A 17,368-nucleotide genomic window follows, 5' to 3' on the forward strand; every position below is an offset into this window, starting at 1 on the left:
GCCACGAGCGTAGGTCCTTGTGTCGTGCGAACTTTGGTCGGTTCAACACGGCAACCTACGCTCGTTTCCTTTTACACCGCAGCTCGGACGCGACCTCCAGCATCGTATGGTCGCCCAGGCGCCCTCGTTGGCATGCTGGCCGTTGCCCTGGACTTCAGGTGCGAGATGTGAGGCGATCACTGGAAGCAGGAGCAGGGCGATACCCGCGAAGAGGAGTGTCGCGCCGGACGAGACCGACTGTCCCCGCCGATAAGGGCGAGCTGTCAGCAGGGTCAAGGCCACGGCAGATACGACGGCAGGCAGCGCCACCTTGCCCGCCCAGTGCAGCAGCATCGTCGTCCCGTACCACCGCTCATCCGAAAGAGGCTCTGCAAAGTAGAGCGCAGGAGCCGGCGCGCCGCGAAGATCTTGCATCGTACCCAACAGGCTGCCACCTATGAATGTGCTGATGAACACAGACCAGCGCCACCCGGTGCGGAAGCCCCTGACCGAAACGATGAGTACGGCGGCGGCGGCGAGCACGCCGAGTACCACGCCCTTGCTGGCCCCGTTGGCAAACGGTATCCACTTGTTCCACGGGTAGTTTCCGACCGTGATAGCCGTCCACGCGCCGACGGCACCCCAGACGACGACTCCGACGGCGATCCCGATGCACAACACATCCCAGACGCGCTGATCTTGATTACTCGCGATGTCCTTCGGAAGGTCCTCACGGCGCATCGGGTCATCATGATGGGGTGCGAGGCCGACGTGCAATATGCGTGCAATGATCATGAAACCCAAAGCAGTGAGGCTTGGTCCAACTGCAGGTGAAAGGCCGTCTCTCGGCTGCAACGGTCACGCGCTGTAAATCCGTCAGCAGTTGGTACGGCACCACGTTCCCCCACCCGCAGCTGGTCGCCGTACATAGCTGGGGGCGATCGACGGATCGGGACCTTCGGTGCTCAGCCTCGGCCCAGCGGATGTGGGTACTACCCGCTGTCTTGGCCTGTGTAGTAGAAGGAACAGGCTCTCCCTAACTCTCGCCGGAGGTGCCAAACTCCTTACATGCATGAAAAGACACCAGAGTCTCAGCGATCGGAGCTCGGATTTTTCCGATCGATCCCGCGCAGGTGGGTTGACGACAAACTGATGGTCCACACTCCCGCCTGGCTGAACTGGGTCATGCTGCTTATCGGCCTTGCAATGTTCACTGCGGAGGTCTGGTTGGTCTGGTCAGCCATCCAGGAGCCGACGCGAACTTACTGGTTCCAGAGCGTAATATGGTGGCTTCAGACCGTTGTGTTAGTTGCCTTCTTCGCATTCGTAAGTTTTGCTGAGGCTCGAGGGCTGATCGTTAGGGCCAGACGGCGGCCCATAGACTCAAGCGCCGACCCGAGTTAGCCGGGTTGCAGGTTGGGGTTGCAGTTCAGGGTGATCCAGAGCCGTTCAAGGTAGACCGGGTATGCCCGTTGACCTGTATTGAACTGCCTGGAATCATGATCGGCCGAGCTTTAATCCGCAGGTCTCGGGAGTGATCGCGGCTGGCTCTCTCGCGCGGGATATACGCGGGATGATCTCCCCCGGTAGGCGAAAGGTGAGAGCCGTACACCGAGGTCAGGGGCCTGATGCGGTCAGGAACGTCGACCCGCTGTAAAACCGTCGGCTCAACCTACGTAGGTTCGAACCTTGCATCTGCCACGCCAGCCGAAGGAGGCCCTTCACCGGCGGAAACGCGGAGAGTGACCTCTTTGGTAGATCACCCGTGAGTGCCCGTGATTTCCCCTGTGTTCCCACTGGCCGCCGAACGTGGCATCGGGACACGTCAGCCGACGACGCCGCTCATGAGCGGCCCTTTCACAATGTCCGGGGTCAGTACCACGCCGGTCAACCGGGCCGCGAGGAGAAGCGCTCCAGACACCGACGACGTCACCTCAGCGTCGGTTCCGGGTGCACCATCGGGATCAAGGCCCGCCTCCCTCATCAGGTCGTTGAGCCGATAAGGATCACTTCCGTGCCGCCGTTCTGGAATCTTGGGGTTGAAGTACGTGACCAGCTCCCCGTCCACCGCGTAAACGAAGTCGTCGGCTGCGTAGTCGTGCCTCAGCACCGCCACGACCACGGTCCCCGCCGAAAGCGCCTGTGCCTTGTCGGCTTCCGTGCACGTCCACCCGCTCTCCTCGATGAGCACGGTCCAGTCGTCCACTCGCCCCGCGAGCACGGTCTCAGGAAAGAGGCCATCGTCTATCAACTCGTCATAGGTGAGCGGCCGGATGCTCTCCCGGTCAGCACCCAGCCGGAGAAGTGACTCCACCTCGCTGACTCCACGCACGAAGGTCAGGCACCACAGATCACCCAACTCGTCGTCCTCGGCCAGCCAGGCAACATCCGCGTAGGTAAACGCCATCCGCAACACCTCATCCGTTGAGCGTCGTGCCATCAGCGTGCCATTAAGGATGGTCGGCAGCGGTCAGCCCCGGTCACTCGCGGACCGTCTGCAGCGCAGGCCGAGGCCGTTGCGCCTGAAGATCTGACCGTTTGCAAGCAGGAAGCCAGGAGTTCGAGTCTCCTAGGCTCCACTCCAGGTCAAAGTTCGCTCCCGTGATCGGGAAGCGGCATTTTCGATCTTGTACAGCCACGGCGACACCTCACTTCGAGTCGGGCGTCGGCTCCTATGAGGGCAAGTTGACGAACGCCTCGGCCTTGACCGGGCTCGTGTCCTCGGTACTTCGCCTCCCGGCAGAGCCCCACCAGCGCGCATGACCTCTGCGACTTCCACCGCGGTTCGTCGGGATATCGGGGATTCCTTGCGGATCAGCTCTACAGCGTTGGGCGTCTGTCTTGATGGCCGTCTATAGCTCCAAAACCCGGGGGCGGGCGTCAGCACGACCGTAGGCAAGGATGTGGCGCAGTCCTTGCCGAAGTCGTTCGAGGGACTGCTCGTCTACATCGAGAACCGCCTCGATCTCGGGCTCGGTCAGACCGAGCGCCTCCAAAGCATCGAGGTCGAAGACAACACGCAGCACGTTGTCTCGCAGAGTGAGTTCCTGGACGGCTCCGTAGGCAGTGCCCTGGTCGGCGGTAACAACACAGTGGGTGTCGAAGCCCAAGGCAATGTCTTGATCGTCAGGCTCATAGGTGCAGCATTGGAAGGTGAGCACCATGCCGTCGCCGTCTTCGGTTTCGCTCACACCCGCGGACATGCATTCGTCCTCGGGGTGTTCGTAAGCTCCGGCGACCTGGGCGGTGAATCTGATCGTCATGGTGGGAGGGTAGCCGCACCGCAGGGCGACGCCCGGCCCGAGATCACCGTCTCTGTCCCGCCCTACTGGCCGCATGAGTCAGAACCAGCCTTCCGATGTTCCGAACGTCCCGTCCGACTCACATGGTCAAACGGGACCCGGTCAACGTGAATCCGGCCATCTCGAACGCGCGAATATTCAGGAGCCGAGGTGCTGCCCCAAACGCTTCGCTGGACATGTTCATGGTCACCGCTATTTGCGAGTGACGAAGGATCTACATGGCCACGCGCGGGTGGACGTCGAGAGCTACGAGCAAGGAGGCACAAGTCTTGCGGGTCGCCTGGGCGTGGGCTTTGCGCACTCCGGGCTAGTCCCTCACCCGGGCATCGGTTCAGGCTGTTGGCGAAGGCGGCTCGTCATAAACGGTGACCCAGTCCGTTGAGAGCGGCCAGTCGCGCTCGGGGCGGTGGGGGTGGATGCCGACGACGGCCAGTGGCGGCAGGTCGTCGAGTTCCGACAGCTCCCGCCATTGGTCCTGGGTCACCTCCAGGTACCGCAATCCCTTCAGCTCAGTCACCGTGGCGATGTCGGCGACGGATGCCGCCGCGATGTCCAGCGCCCACAGGTTCGGCATCGTACGGAGCGGAGCCAGCTCGACGGGCCGCGCGCAGGTGACCGACAGCGAACGCAACTCCCGGTTTCGGGCTGGCGCCGCCAGGTCGGGCGAATCCACATCGAGCTCCAGATACTCCACCGAACGGCCACCAAGTGGGGTCAGGTCGGGCGAACCCTTGCTCGACAGCGCCAGCGAACACACGTCGGGCACCGCGGCGAGGAACGCACAATCCTCTACGTCAACCACCCGGACCTCCTGGACATGTGGACCTGCCTGCATGGCCCGCGCGAGGGAGGGCCGGTCGTCGCTGTAGTTGGAGTGCTCGCCGGGCAGATCCGGCAGGTCCGCGTCGATCCACAGGCTCGTGTCGTGACTGCGGTAGTCGCCGCGTTCCAGCGCTTCCACCAACCGGCGCAGGAACGTGGTCACCGAGTCAGTGACGTACGTCGGCCCGTTCGTGTAATCGACTCCGACCTTGATGACCTGTCCGGGACGGCCGTTCGGCCCTGGATCCATGTCGACGGCGAGCCAGTTGCCGCCGGTGTCGAACGCGAACCGGATCCAGGCCGTACGCAGCGGCGACCTCCGGACGGTATTCGGAGGCTGGGTATCGAACACTGTCTGGCGCCAGGGTTCGTACTGCCATTCCCGCGCGATATCGAGCCACTCGTCATCCTGGTCGCCGATCTCGGAAAGAAGGAGCCACTCGTGCCGGTCGAACAGCGGGTTGACGAGGTCACCGTCACCGTCGGCGAGGCCGTACAGCGCGCGGAGGTCTGGAGGCAGCACAAGGCCGAGCTTCTCCTCCACCGCGGCGAGGTCCTCCTCGCTCGCGGGCTCGGGGAGTTCCTCCTCGTATCCGAGGATCTGCGCCATAAGCCGCCGGTAGTGATAGAAGAGCCGCACGGCCTCGTCCGGGTCACCAGCGGGAACCGCAGACTCAGGCCCCTCCTGCTCGTCACCCCGATCGGGCGGAACGAAGTCCTCATCGATCACATAAAGGAACGGCGGCTTTTGCCGGGAGGATGTCGCCATGCCACCGCAACCTAGCACCCGCCCCCGACGAGACCCGCGTACTGATCATCTCTGCGCCTTTCCGGTACGTCCCTGCGCGCGGGAGGCCGTACGCCGACACCAGGAACCGGAGCTCAGATTCATGATGATCGCTGTCAGGTCTCGGGACCTGTGTGACACGTTCTGTTGGTGCCTGTTGAATCGGGAATCTGTGGTCGCACTTCGAGGTCGAGGAGACTCGGCACAGCACCGGCTCCGCAGCGGGTCGTCTGAGATTGCCGACTGCGTGAAGGAGCCCTGACTCCGAGTCCCGATGCATGATGATCTGTGTGGGGACGACCAGGAACACGATGGCGGCGAGTGCGTTAGGTGCGTTGCTGGACCGGTCGCTTGTGCAGATGGCGGAGGCTTCGGCGGATGCCCGGACCTACGATCGCCAAACCATTCACACGGTCTCCGACGTCTGGGACAACAACACCTTTCCCTTGTTCCGCGCGCTGGCCGCTCGTACGTCGTGGGGCCGTGACCGGCGGGCGCGTGCCGCCTTGGAGTGGATGGCCGCTCTCGGCGTGGAACGGCGAACGTGGATGGTGGAGCAGTCGGCGATCGCCGGGTACAACTTGGAGTCGTCGCTGTCGGCGTCGGTGGAGACCGACGATCACCAGCGTGATTACCGGGGCGTCGTCAGAGCGTCCATGATGGCGCTGACGACGGAGGTCGCCCCGGGGATCGGCGTCGACTACGACCTGGCCACCGCCGAGGTTCGCTCGCTGGTGCTGGAACGGATCGGCACCCGGTTGACGGGAACCCTGGCCGTGGCCGTCCGACGCCGGTATGCCTCTGAACGGCCCGCCGACGACCTGGCCGAGTTACGGATCTGGCTTGACGAGGTCACCGATACAAACTTTGATTCCCGCGACTCATCCGGGATCACCCTGGATTGCGGGACGGGTCAGATAACGATCGGCATGGGGGAACGCGGAATCCTGCGTGCGGCTCGTGCCACCGTACATCCGGACGATCTGGCCTGGCACCTGTCCGCGGCCGGCCGGGCTCTCGATGCGCGAACCCCGGCCAGCCCGCGACCATCTCGTCGGACACCGTTGGACGACGGCCCGCTGAACGACGGCCCGTTGGCCGCTGCGACGATCCTGCACCAGGCGATGCTGGAGATCCGTATGGTGCGCTACGCCCACCATGCCGGTCAGATCCCGGTTCGCCCTCTATGCCTGGCGTTCGCCGGCGCGGGGCAATCCATCCTCGACGCAAGCACGCGTCGCCGGGCGAGCCGGCGTGAGGAGGCATTCCGTCAGCTGGTCGAAGACTGGGTCCGGAAAGGAGGACCTGACCTGGCTCCCTGGTTTGCGGACCGCCTGCGCGATCTCGCCGGCAAGGTTCGTGGCACGAATCGAGAGTGGGTCAACTCGTTGATGCCGCCGATAGAACGGGGCTCCGAGCCGGGGAGAGGGACGGTCACCGATCTGCCTGCGGAGGCCGAGTTGCGGCTGGCCAAATACGTGGCCGCGCATACTAGGTATGAACGTCCACGCGCCGGCTCGGCCCTGGTCCAGTTGGCCGTGCCGCCTCGTCCCCAAGCTGAGCGGGATGAAGTCTGGGACTTGTGCGGGTTGGAGCTCGAGAGCCCTCATCTTTTCCAGGTGAATAGCACCGCCTTCCACGGCGCCACTCATCCACAGCTGACAGGAGCCCCTGAGGCGGTCCGTTCCCTCAGCCTGAGCGGCGGCGGCCTCACCATGTCCGCCGAGCGAACCGGCCAGGGACAGCGGGGGTAGGCGACTTACCTGTGGAGTACGGTGCTGGGTCATGGTGGGATCTCGGACTACTTCGTGCGCACGGTTACTTCCGCTCGTCGGGCGTGAAAAAGCAGGCGCAGGATGAAGGTGTCCAGTGTGAACAGGTCGGTGCCGTCCCAGTCAAACTGCCCGACCTGTCCCGGCGGAGCATCAGGATTGGCGTTCACGCAGTCATGGCCCTCCTGGTCCTCGTGCCACTCGACGAGGCGGACATCCTCGAACCGGAAGACCACGACAGGCGTCTTCGACAGTTCGGGTGGAGCCCACTGCGGTTCGTAGAGGAACTCCAGCTTATATAGATCAAGGCGCCGCCGTACTCCCGGCCCTCCGCCCGCCCTTCATCCGGGCGTGCGGCCCTGGGAGCTGGTCCCGGACGGCGGCGGGGCACCGGGCCGGCCACCGCACGCCAGTCGCACCGTGCCCGTCGAACGCTCCGACCGGGGTTGCCGCGCCGCCGCACAGATGCAGTCCTTACGATCGCCGCTGCAGGGCTGGCCTCCGCATGTGCTGGGGGGCGATCGACTGTCCAGGACTTCGTTTCTCAGCCCCGGTCCACCGAACAACGTGGCTGATCACCGAGCGTCTCCATCGCCAGCCCTACGATAAGTCGTACTCGTCGATCCATAGATCGGCTCCAGCTCTGTGAAGAAAACTGATGGCTTTTTCGTTGAGAACGAGCCCTCGCGGGCTGGAGTGCTCTCCCGGTTCGAACGACCTAAGCATGACCAACGTGGCCGCTGCGCCACCAGCGGTCAGCTCTCCGATTCGATCCCAGGCGCCGGCCAACTGATTCATCAAGGCTTCCACCTGCTCATTGAGTGAGGTGGTCTCCGCAAGGCCGGAGTCAAGCATCCATTTGTGTTGTGGTGGTATCAGGCGCCCGCTCTTCCTGCCGCGTCGTGACTCCTTCGCCTCAGATCGAGTCGGCTCGACGCCCCCGTACTGGGTGATCTGCCCGGGATCCAGTTCATCGGACTCGATCATAAAGTAGACCTGCTGCTCGACGATCACGTGAACACAGTAGCGGTTAAAGGGTTGGCGGGCGCTTGCACGACTGGGCAAGGGCAGTCGCTTCTACTGCTCCAGACCTTGATCGTCGTCCCATTGAGGAGAGTCAGCAGCTATCAATCACGGTCGCCCGCGGACTGTCCTCAGCGCAGGTCGAGGCCTTTGTGCCTGAAGATCCGGCCGTTTTGCAAGCAGGAAGTCAGGAGTTCGAATCTCCTAGGCTCCATCCAGGCCTTTTCGGTCTTGTACAGCTGCGAAGTACAGCGACATGCTCAGCCGGGTAGCACAGCAACGAGTCAACCCACGATCATGCTGTACGTGGCGATACTCCGGTTGCTGGCGATCGGCCTTCTCAGCGGTGTCGTGACAGTGCCGATCTTGTGGCTTCAACGTGGCGACGGCTTCGAGCACGTTCGGCTCGCAGCCCTGTCGGCGCTCGTACTCGGCCAGTTCCTAACTGTCCTTGCCGGGTTGGTGGTGGGTTCCGTACTTATTGCCACGGGATCGTGGACGCGTACCCCTGGCTATGTCTTGGGCGCAATCACGACCGTGTTCGGAGTGATCGTCGCGACGCAGGCCTGGTCCACGATGAACTGGGTCGATGGAGGACCGGCCGGAATTGGTGATCCGGACGACGTTTCCTTGACGATGTTGCTTGCCTCTTTCTCCGGTGGGGTCACAACTCTCGTCGGTGTCTCCATCGTCTTGTTTCGACGGGCTGGCTACGATTCGCAAGCCTCCCCGGTACGTCAAAGAGGTCCACGTAAGTACGGCAGGAAGAGACGTCAGCCTTTGTCCCGCGCCGAAGGCCATTCCCCGTGATCGAGGGAATGGCCTCATTGATCTTCTTTGACGCTGGACGGTGTTACGAGTCCAGCTGATCACCAAGCTTCTTGAGCGCTCGGCGCGACCCGGATATCGACTGGGCGGCGATTCGGCCAGGCCGAGGTGACAGCAGGTTGGAGGAGATGAGCAGATCCAGCACTCCAAGCGTGCCGACCGGGCACCGTCATCGGTGCTCGGCCGGCACAGTGCCGGTTATCCGGCCTTTCCTCGAACTGTGACGTTGTGCTGAGCCCACGTATACGCGAAGACAGCGTTGCCTCCCCCGTACACCTTGTAGGTGTACTCGCCGCTCTCCGTGGGTGTGTCGGTAAAGCCGAACGCTCCGTCGCCGTCCACGGTCAGTGTCCCCACCACGGTGGTCACGGTGCCCTTGCTATTGGAAACAGTACGCAGCACCCCGAAAAGAACATCCTGCGGAGGAGCCTGGTCGCCGGCGTCCAGCGTGCCGCTGATCTGGAGCTGCTTATCGGTGTGTCCCGTCACCGGTCCGGACAGGGTCAGTGACAACGGGTGCTGAGCTACCGTGACAGTCGTCGAGGCCTTGCTCCACCGGAAGTCCGAACTGCCTTCCCAGAGCACGTCATACGTGATCACTCCGGAGACCGGCGGGGTGTCTGTCATGGTGAACGTACCGTCTGCTGCGGTTGTCACACCGGCCACTGTTGCGCTGGTGCCGTCGGGCAGTTTGCGGGTCACCACGAGCGGCTGCGCACCCGAAGCGGATCCATCGGACAGTGTGAGCTTGCCGGTCACGGTGAGCGGTTTGAGTGCGGTCCCAGCGGATGGGGGCGTCAGGGCCAGCGTGGATGCCGGAAGGGTGGTGCCTTCGGCCCGCCATAGGCGGAGCCGTCCGGCAGACGTGAACTCCCTCGCTACGCCGAAGACATCATGGCCCGAGAAGGCGAGGGTCCCTGGGAGCAGTTCGCCGCCGGCACCATCGGCCTTGTAGGTCTGTGTTGTTGTCGTCGTGTCATAGAGCGCAAGGGGTATTCCGGAGGTTCGGCTGGCTGCCACATGGGCGCCGTCTGGGCTGATCGTGACGGCTACCGAGGTCCCCGGATCCCCTGGCGCCGGCACTTCACCGTAGGCGTGGACCCTGGTCAGGCTGGTGGTGTCCCAGCCGTCGAATCGCTTTGGAAAGTTGGCCGCCGAGATGACCATCGAGCCGTCGGGCGTGATGGCGAGATCGTTCAGGTTGTCCACACCGCTGTCGAAGCCGTCGATGACGCCACGCAGGGCGGCAGGGGTCACGCTCACGTCGTAGACCATGAGATTGCAGGCGTTGTGGCCCGTCTCGCCGATCACCAGTGTGCTCCCAGCCGCCGCGACCAGCGGGGTGTCGTACATGTTGCTCACAATCCGGACCGGCTCGGGTGTCGTCGCTGACAGGTCGAGGCCCAGGACACCACCGTTTCGCTGGTTGGCGCAGCCGTATCCGACCCACAGCCGGTTGCCGAGCAGCGACAGGTTCGAGGGGCACGAATACTCGGCCAGGTCGACCCGTCGGATGACGGTGAGGGTAGCGGTGTCAATCTCTGCCACCTGCTTCGCGCCACTCAACGCCGCGTACAGGCGGCTGCCGTCTGGCGTCATGGCAAGGCCGGAGGCACCGGAAAGGCTGGTGATCGCGCCCGTGAGGGTGCCGCGGGGATCCGCGACGACGATCTGGTTGTCGCCGGAGACGAAGACCCTGCCACCGCCTGCAGCCACATCCCCGACCTTCGCCATCCCGTCAAGGTAGGTGATGGAGTCAGTGGCCGACGCGGTGGGCGCCAGGGCAGTAGCAAAGCCAGCCGTCATGGCCAGCACGCTGCCGAGGGCGGCTAACCGGCGCGTGAACCGGGTGACCTGTGGACGGCTGGCACGAACCTGCTCTGGGGGTGATGGACGCACTCGCACTCCGCTCAAGAGGGCCGATAAGGGAGAAATAAGGCGCCCTGATCAAGCCAGAACGATGTGGATCCAGTCAAGATTTACAGTCAGTGATCACTAAGTGTATCGAACCCTTGTTCGCAATCCCTTCCGGGTGCCTCCCATGTGGGCAAACGACTCTGCGGACTGAAAGCCTTCTCAAGTCCGACCGATGTCACCGTCAGTCATCGTTGCAGGTAGTGCGGCGCTAGATCGACATCAAACCGTGACAAAGGGAAGCGCGGGGGTGTGGGCCAGTGCGACCGCTGCCTCTGACCTTCGAGCACTGGCGACATGACCACCATGCATGCGGTGCGGCCACCTAGGCCCCCGCCTGTGGGCGTGGGTCCGTACCCGGGCGGCGCCGGGTACGGACCCGCGCGTTCAGTTGATGGTGAACTGGGTGCCCGGCTGGCGGACGATGTCGCCGTCGGCCGAGTTGGTGATCGTTACATTCGTCAGCGTCGCGCTGCCTCTGGCTCCGCTCATCGCCAGGATGCCGGCGCCGTTGTTGGACTTGTCGATGCGGACGTTGGTGATCTGGACGCCCGGTACGTTGCCGCCGCCCGTCTTGAACTGGATCCCGTCGTAGGTCGAGTCATGGATCTCGGTGTCGCGGATGACGACGCCGGGGATGTCCCGCCCCTGCGCGAAGATCGTGATGGCGCCGAACTCCTGCTGCTCGCCCCAGAACGCGCCGCCGGTGCGGTGGAGGGCGTTGTTGGCGATGAGGGTCTGGCCGGAGAACGGCAGCGGGTCGTGGTCGGTCGCCAGCATGACTCCGGGGTAGTTCATGGTGTCGTAGATCAGGTTGTTCTCGATGCTGTTGCCGTAGCCGCCGTAGATCGCGATGCCGTTGGCCCGCCAGGGCAGTTGGATGGTGTTGTTGATGAAATGGTTGTCGTGGCCGATGTCCACCGAGGTGTCCTTGACGTACTGGTTGGCCCAGACCGCCAGGGCGTCGTCGCCGGTGTTGCGGAAAGAGGAGTTGTACACCCGCGAGTTGCGCGTGCCGTTGGTGAAGTTGATCCCGTCGGCGTAGGTGTCGCGGATGCGCATGCCGGTGAACTCCAGCCCGTCACCCGGGTTCCACAGTTCGGGGATGTTGCTGTAGTCGCGGCCGACCCAGACGCCGACGTTGGCGTGTTCGATCCAGACGTTGCTGATCTTGGTGTTCTTGCCGAAGCGGCCGTTGAGCCCGACGCCGCCCTCGGCGCCGCCCGCGCCGCCGCGGATCCGGCCCGAACCGAAGATCGCGATGTCGGAGATCTGCACGTTGTCGTCGATGTCGAAGCCGAAGTTGCCCTCGTGCGGGTGGTTGATGCCGCCTTGCACCAAGTGCGGCTCGGTCAGCGTGTACAGCTGCGAGTGCCACATGCCCGCGCCGCGGATGGTGACGTTACGGATGCCCACCTGGTTGTAGCTGCCCCGGTTGAGCGGGTCGTCGGTGAGGATCTTCTGCTCCTGGCGCCACTGGCCCGCCGGGATCCAGACGCAGCCGATCACGCCGTTCTGGTCGTCGGTCACCGCGCGCTGGATGGCGGCGGTGTCGTCGATGCCGTCGTTGGGCACCGCGCCGTACTGAATGATCGACACGCAGCCGGAGGGCTGGGCGGCGGGCGGCGCCACCTGCTCCAGGTCGATCAGGTCGATGATGTAGAAGGAGGCGGTGTCGCCCGCGTCGCGCTGCAGCCTGAACTTGGTGCCGGGCGGGTAGCTCTGCGCCAGCAGAGCGTGTGACTCGTCGAACAGGCGGCGCGCGTCGGCCTGCGGCGTCTGCGTCAGCCCCTCGGGGTCGTCGGTCGTGCCGTACAGCCAGCTGTGCTTGCTGGTCAGGTTGAGCTTCTGGGCGAAGGCGCCGTTGATGTAGAGGCTGATCGTGGCGTCGATGCCGCCGCCGCCCGGGGCGTCGGGGATCGAGTTGCGTACCACGATCGAGTTGGCCTGGTTGGCCGAAGTGAACTCGACGTACTGGCCGGTGCTGTTGAGCCGCACCGACTTGCGTCCCGAGGACTCGGTGGCGAAGTTGGTGTGCCCGAAGGTCCGCTTGGCGTCGGTCTCCAGCAGGGTGCCGTTGTGGCCGGCCGCCTCCGCCTCGTAGGAGGTGTACGGCACCGCCGCGCCGCGCCCGACGACGATCGACTGGGTGCGGGTGTTGTTGTCCTCATTGGTCTCGCCCACGACGTTCGTGGCATCCGCGGTGGCCAGGATGGTGGCGCCGCCGCTGGTGGCGGTCCAGGTGCCGGCGATGGCGACGTTGGCGGTGGCGCCCGCGGCGATCGTGGCGGTGTTGCCGTTCAGCGTGGTGCCACCCACGCTCACTCGGGTCACGGAAGCCGCCGCCGCGCTGGTGCCGCGGTTGTTGACCGCGACGGTGAAGCTGACCTGGGCGCCGACCGCGGGGTTGGCCGGACTGGTGGTGATGCCGGTGACCTGCAGGTCGGGTCCGGGCGCCTGGCTGACCGTCAGGGTGGCGCTCGCGGCGTTGTTGCTCTCGCTCTGCTCGATGAGCGTGTTGTCGGGGTCGGCGGTCGCGGTCACCTGGTGGGTGCCCTGGCCGCGGGTGCCGATGCTGTGCGTGACCGTGGCGGAGGCACCGGCGGCCAGCGCGGGTACGGCGACCGTGCCGGCGGGCGTGCCGCCGACTGAGAAGGTCAGGTTGTCGGCCGGGGCCGCGGCGCTGCCCGCGTTCCTGACCGTCGCCGACAAGGTGATCGCCTGGGTCTCGCTGGGTGTGGCCGGGGACCACGCCACCTCGGTGACCGTCAGGTCGGGATTGGGCGCCATCGTGCCGAACACCTGGAACTCCGCAGCCTGCCCGCCGGGCGCCCCGGTGTTGGAGGCGAACTTGAGCTGCACGTCGGCGACGGTTCCCGAGACCGGGATCGTCACGCTGTTGCCGCTGCCGGGATCGAAGGTGTAGTTGGTGGCCGAGGTCAGGTTGCTGTAGCCGGTGGCGCTCTGCTCGCGGCCCAGGACCTGGATGTTCTGGGTACGGGGACCCCAGATCGGGTCGGGGTTGAGCTTGACGACGACCGACGTGACGTTGGCGTTGGCACCCAGCTTGACGGTCAGCGTGTTCGGGTAGGCGCCGGAGTTGGCCTCCCAATAGGTGGCGAGGTTGTTGTCGTTGGCGTTCGCGGCGACGTAGGTGTGCGCGTGGCCTGACTCGACCATCTCCTTGCCGATTGCCAGGTTCGTGCCGGGATCGCCGGTGCCTTGCCTGGTCACCGAGTTGCTGTTGGGCGACTCGTTGCCCGCCGCGTCCCTGGCACGCACGAAGTAGGTGACGGTGGCGTTGGTCGGCTGAGCGTCGGTGTAGGTCAGCACGTTGCCGGCGACGCCGGCCTTGAACTGGTTGTTGGCGTAGATGTCGTAGCCGGTCACGCCGACGTTGTCGGTGGAAGCCGACCAGGTCAGCCGGATCTGCCCGGCGGCCGGCTGGGTGTACGCCAGGTTGCCGGGTGCGGTCGGGTCCTGGGTGTCGCCGCCGGTGGCGGTGCCGTAGATCTCGAACTCGGAGATCTGGCCGGCCGGCCAGCCGGTGTTGGCGGTGATGAGGGCCCGCCAGTAGCGGTGGGTCGCGGCGGGGAAGTCGATCGTCACCACGTTCCCCGAGGCCGGGTTGAAGGTGTAGCCCGCCGCAGCCTTGACGGTGCTGAAGGTCGTGCCGTCACCGCCCTGGACGGTGATCGTCTGGGTGCGGGTCTGCCACGCCGCCGGGGCGGGCACCTTCAGCACGATCTGGTCGACGCTGGTCGGGGTGCCGAGGTCGACCTGGGCCCACTGCGGGAAGCTGTTGTTGGCGCTCTCCCAGTAGGTGGCCTGGTTGCCGTCGTTCATGTTCGACACCGGGTATTCGGGCTGGGAGGTGCTGGCCTGGGTCGCCTTGCCGGGGGACAGGTTGGGCCCGCCCGCGGCCCTGGCCGGTACGGCCCACGTGAGCAGGAGCAGGACGGCGGCGAGGGCGATTGCGGCCGGTCGTAACGGCTTTCTCATGCGCGTTCTTCTCTCGTCGAGTGCGTTGGGGGGTGGTCGGCTGTTGCACAGGTTGAGAATTGCGAGAAATTGCCATTGAACTAGCGCTGGCCTGTTTGGTTCTTGCGTAACGTTGGCCGAATGTTACATAGGGGCTACGGGTGCGTCAACGGCTTGAAAAGCTCGCTTGTCAGGGCTGCCGCCGGACGGGTGAGGAGGCGGCAGCCCGGTGCGGCCCCTGAACTGCCGCCGCGTTCCCTGGAGGGACGTCGGGGTCCGGAGCTGAGGGCGTCGCGCCCCAGGTGACAGCTGCAGCGGGGCCGGCCGCCGGCTGAGCAGCAGACCAATCGCCGTTGGCCACTGCCGCCGTACGCAGGCGCATGGCCACGATCTCGATCACCTGGCTCGAAAATCGGTGAGTTCGTGGGCAGGCGGCGGCGAACCTCGGCCACTCGATCTCGGGGGAGGTTTACACGGTCAGGTCTGGTCAGGCAGGCGGCTGGTTGGATGGTGGCGGTATCGACCCGCACAAGCGCACCCACACCGCGGTCGCCGTCGATGAAGTGGGCCGTAAGAAGGGTGAACGCACCGTTCAGGCTCGTGACCTCGGGCACGTTCAGCTGCTGGCCTGGGCGCGCAAACTCGCGCCCGAGCAGCGCGTGTGGGCGGTGGAAGACGTCCGGCACGTCTCCTGCGGTCTGGTCCGTGACTTGCTGGCCGCCGACGAGACCGTGATCCCCGTGCCGCCGAACCGCACCGCAGGAGACTGTCCTCAGCGCAGGTCAGGGCCGTTGCGCCTGAAGATCCGGCCGATTTGCACAGGAAGTCAGGAGTCCTTGAGGGCCTCAACGCAGGTCGGTGTGAAGGCCAAGGTCGAGGGCCTGGCGCAGAGGGTCTCTACGGTCCTGTCGATCCATGCCGTGGTCAGCTCGATCGGGTTGCGGTGAGTACGGCGATGTCTCGGTCGAAGCAGACGATGATATGGCCCTGCTGGGTGACGGCGACGGCGTTGACTGGGTCGAGGAATTCGATGTCAGGGCTGATTCTGTCAAAGGTGGTGAGGCTCCAGGCCGCTACCGTTCTGTGGCCGGCGGCGACTGCGATGGGGTGGCCGTCGATCGTGGTGGCGGCGAGTGCGACCACGGTTCCCATGGCAAGCCGGCCGATCTGCTGAGCGGTGGCGACGTCCCATACCTTCATCGGTGGGTCGCGCCAGTCGTCGTTCGTGGTGATGGCGATGGGTCGTCCGTCCACGACGGTGGCGGCCACGAGGCGTACCGGTTTGCCGTCGCTACCGGTGGTCTGGAGTCCGGTGTCGCGGTTCGCGGTGAGGTCACGGACCCGGAAGCCGCCGCCCCACCGTCCGAGGAGGGCGACGGGCCGGCCGTCGAGCATGGTGATGGTGAGGTCCTGTACCCATCGATGGTCGCTCTTGCGGGGGTTTCCGGTCTCTTCGCCGGTCCGGAGATCCCATACCCGGATGGTCTTGTCGTCGCCGGCGGTGATGGCCCGGGGTAGGTCGTCCGTGTTGTCGGCCGCGACCGCGGTTATCGGGCGGCTGTGGGTGGTCAACGGTGCTCCGGCCGCTTTCCCCAGTGCGAGGTCCCAGAGGTGGACCTTGCTGTCCTTGCCTCCGGTGATCGCCACCGCGCGACCGTCCACGTGGGTCGCGGCCACGGCAGTGACGGCGCCGGTGTGGCCCGTGAGTGGCCCGCACACCTGATCGCCGGTGTCCAGATCCCATACTCGTACGGTCTCGTCATCGCTGCCGGTGACCGCCACCGGTCGGCCGGCAACCGAGGTGGTGGCCACCGCCGTGATCGCGGCGTCGTGGCGAACTGGCTTGCCGGCCGGTTGGCCGACGACCAGATCGGACACCCGGACCGACCCGCCGTCGCAACTCGACACCACCACCTGCCGGCCGTCCACCACCGCCGTCGCCACCGCATGCGGCGTGCGGGGATGCTGAGGGAACAGCTCACCGACCAGCTCGGCCGTTTTCAGGTCCCACACCTGGACGGTCGGCTCATTGGAGTCGCAGGTGATCGCCACCAGTCGGCCGTGTACGACCGTGGTCGTCACGGCCTCCAAGTCCGCAGATCGGGGGAGGTCACCGACCGGCAGTCCGGTGGCCAGGTCCGACACGCGGGTAGTCGTCCGGTAGCCACCGGAGACGACCACCAGCTGGCCGGCAGTCAGCTCCGCGACCGCAACCGCGCTGACGTGTCCCCTGTGGCCGGTGAACGGGCTGCCCACCGGATCGCCGGTGTCCAGGTCCCATACTCGGACCGTTCGGTCGCCGCCCGTGACAGCCACCCAGCGGCCGTTCAGCACCGCGGTCGCCACCGCGTACACCGGGCCGGTGTGGCCGCGGATGGGTGCCATCACCTCCTGCCGCGTCTCCAGGTCCCACACCCGTACCGTCGTGTCGTAGCAACCGGTGACCACCACCTGGCGGCCATGGCGTTCCGCGATCGCGAGGGCCTGCACGCTGTCGGCCTGAAGGTGGAACGGCTCGCCCACCGGCCTGCCGGACGCGAGTTCCCACACCCGTACGGTGTCGTCGTCACCACCGCTGACCACAACGGGACGACCGTCCAGAACGGACATCGCCAGCGCCCGCACCGCGTTCGTGTGACCGGTCCATGGGGCGCCGACCCGCTCGCCGGTCGACAGATCCCAAACCCGGACCGTTCGGTCGCCACCCCCGGTGACCGCCACGGCGCGGCCGTCGAAGACCGTGGTCGTCACCGCCGCCACCCAATTGGTGTGGCCGTCGGTGGCGCCCAACGGCGGGCATGACTTCACGCCCTTCGGCAGCAGACTGGTCCAAGTTGGCTGCACACGCCAGGCAGCAGGACGAATGGCCGGTACCTCATGGCGGGGCAGAGACGACATGCCGCGCATATTAGTTGCCGGCACCGGGACGCGTCTCCGAGAAACCCGGGGCGGTCGTCTTC

12 protein-coding genes are annotated in these 17,368 nt (G+C 65.4%); 3 read left to right on the plus strand and 9 right to left on the minus strand.

Annotated elements, in window-relative coordinates; all coding sequences use genetic code 11:
* Positions 1-42: 42 nt before the first annotated feature.
* The 4 genes from ABZS69_RS48370 to ABZS69_RS48385 all read right to left on the minus strand — a co-directional run bounded on the left by ABZS69_RS48370 (position 43) and on the right by ABZS69_RS48385 (position 4,872).
* Positions 43-774 (minus strand): hypothetical protein, encoded by a 732-nt coding sequence (locus ABZS69_RS48370; RefSeq protein ID WP_355385931.1) that lies wholly within the window; start codon positions 772-774, stop codon positions 43-45.
* Positions 775-1,804: 1,030 nt separating this feature from the next.
* Positions 1,805-2,386, minus strand: coding sequence for a DUF6461 domain-containing protein (locus tag ABZS69_RS48375; RefSeq protein WP_355385934.1), 582 nt, complete (start codon positions 2,384-2,386; stop codon positions 1,805-1,807).
* A 445-nt stretch (positions 2,387-2,831) separates the two neighbouring features.
* Positions 2,832-3,242, minus strand: coding sequence for an Imm10 family immunity protein (locus ABZS69_RS48380; protein WP_355385937.1), 411 nt, complete (start codon positions 3,240-3,242; stop codon positions 2,832-2,834).
* A gap of 370 nt (positions 3,243-3,612) precedes the next feature.
* The gene (locus tag ABZS69_RS48385; protein ID WP_355385940.1) at positions 3,613-4,872 is read right to left on the minus strand and encodes an SMI1/KNR4 family protein; all 1,260 of its coding nucleotides are present in this window, start codon (positions 4,870-4,872) and stop codon (positions 3,613-3,615) included.
* Between the two features lie 308 nt (positions 4,873-5,180).
* Between ABZS69_RS48385 and ABZS69_RS48390 the strand changes: the two genes are divergently transcribed.
* Positions 5,181-6,644 (plus strand): hypothetical protein, encoded by a 1,464-nt coding sequence (locus tag ABZS69_RS48390; protein ID WP_355385943.1) that lies wholly within the window; start codon positions 5,181-5,183, stop codon positions 6,642-6,644.
* A 47-nt stretch (positions 6,645-6,691) separates the two neighbouring features.
* Here ABZS69_RS48390 and ABZS69_RS48395 read toward each other — a convergent pair whose 3' ends face one another.
* Both ABZS69_RS48395 and ABZS69_RS48400 read right to left on the minus strand, forming a co-directional pair.
* On the minus strand, positions 6,692-6,898 hold the full coding sequence (locus ABZS69_RS48395; RefSeq protein ID WP_355385946.1) for a hypothetical protein: 207 nt from the start codon (positions 6,896-6,898) through the stop codon (positions 6,692-6,694).
* 364 nt (positions 6,899-7,262) lie between these two features.
* Positions 7,263-7,676, minus strand: coding sequence for a DUF4279 domain-containing protein (locus ABZS69_RS48400; protein WP_355385949.1), 414 nt, complete (start codon positions 7,674-7,676; stop codon positions 7,263-7,265).
* Positions 7,677-7,982: 306 nt separating this feature from the next.
* Here ABZS69_RS48400 and ABZS69_RS48405 point away from each other — a divergent pair, with 306 nt between their 5' ends.
* Positions 7,983-8,495, plus strand: coding sequence for a hypothetical protein (locus ABZS69_RS48405; RefSeq protein ID WP_355385952.1), 513 nt, complete (start codon positions 7,983-7,985; stop codon positions 8,493-8,495).
* 216 nt (positions 8,496-8,711) lie between these two features.
* Here the strand turns inward: ABZS69_RS48405 and ABZS69_RS48410 are convergent, their stop codons facing one another.
* Positions 8,712-10,328: a hypothetical protein gene (locus ABZS69_RS48410; protein ID WP_355385955.1), complete on the minus strand. Its 1,617-nt coding sequence runs from the start codon at positions 10,326-10,328 to the stop codon at positions 8,712-8,714.
* A gap of 486 nt (positions 10,329-10,814) precedes the next feature.
* The gene (locus tag ABZS69_RS48415) at positions 10,815-14,429 is read right to left on the minus strand and encodes a CARDB domain-containing protein (RefSeq protein WP_355385958.1); all 3,615 of its coding nucleotides are present in this window, start codon (positions 14,427-14,429) and stop codon (positions 10,815-10,817) included.
* 482 nt (positions 14,430-14,911) lie between these two features.
* On the opposite strand from ABZS69_RS48415, the gene ABZS69_RS48420 reads away from it, so the two are divergent.
* Positions 14,912-15,355, plus strand: a complete 444-nt coding sequence (locus tag ABZS69_RS48420; RefSeq protein ID WP_355385961.1) for a transposase — start codon at positions 14,912-14,914, stop codon at positions 15,353-15,355.
* Here the strand turns inward: ABZS69_RS48420 and ABZS69_RS48425 are convergent.
* A complete protein-coding gene (locus ABZS69_RS48425) occupies positions 15,333-17,315 on the minus strand; it encodes a WD40 repeat domain-containing protein (RefSeq protein WP_355385964.1) in 1,983 nt (660 codons plus the stop codon). The two genes, ABZS69_RS48420 and ABZS69_RS48425, sit on opposite strands and share 23 nt — an antisense overlap.
* Positions 17,316-17,368: the final 53 nt, after the last annotated feature.

The organism is Nonomuraea sp. NPDC005650, assembly GCF_040605375.1.
Lineage (GTDB): Bacteria > Actinomycetota > Actinomycetes > Streptosporangiales > Streptosporangiaceae > Nonomuraea.

Excerpts from the sequence above, each read along its gene's own strand:
- ABZS69_RS48370 (WP_355385931.1), bottom strand. The coding sequence starts at position 774 with ATGATCATTGCACGCATATTGCACGTCGGCCTCGCACCCCATCATGAT.
- ABZS69_RS48375 (WP_355385934.1), bottom strand. The coding sequence starts at position 2,386 with ATGGCGTTTACCTACGCGGATGTTGCCTGGCTGGCCGAGGACGACGAG.
- ABZS69_RS48380 (WP_355385937.1), bottom strand. The coding sequence starts at position 3,242 with ATGACGATCAGATTCACCGCCCAGGTCGCCGGAGCTTACGAACACCCC.
- ABZS69_RS48385 (WP_355385940.1), bottom strand. The coding sequence starts at position 4,872 with ATGGCGACATCCTCCCGGCAAAAGCCGCCGTTCCTTTATGTGATCGAT.
- ABZS69_RS48405 (WP_355385952.1), top strand. The coding sequence starts at position 7,983 with ATGCTGTACGTGGCGATACTCCGGTTGCTGGCGATCGGCCTTCTCAGC.
- ABZS69_RS48415 (WP_355385958.1), bottom strand. The coding sequence starts at position 14,429 with ATGAGAAAGCCGTTACGACCGGCCGCAATCGCCCTCGCCGCCGTCCTG.
- ABZS69_RS48425 (WP_355385964.1), bottom strand. The coding sequence starts at position 17,315 with ATGCGCGGCATGTCGTCTCTGCCCCGCCATGAGGTACCGGCCATTCGT.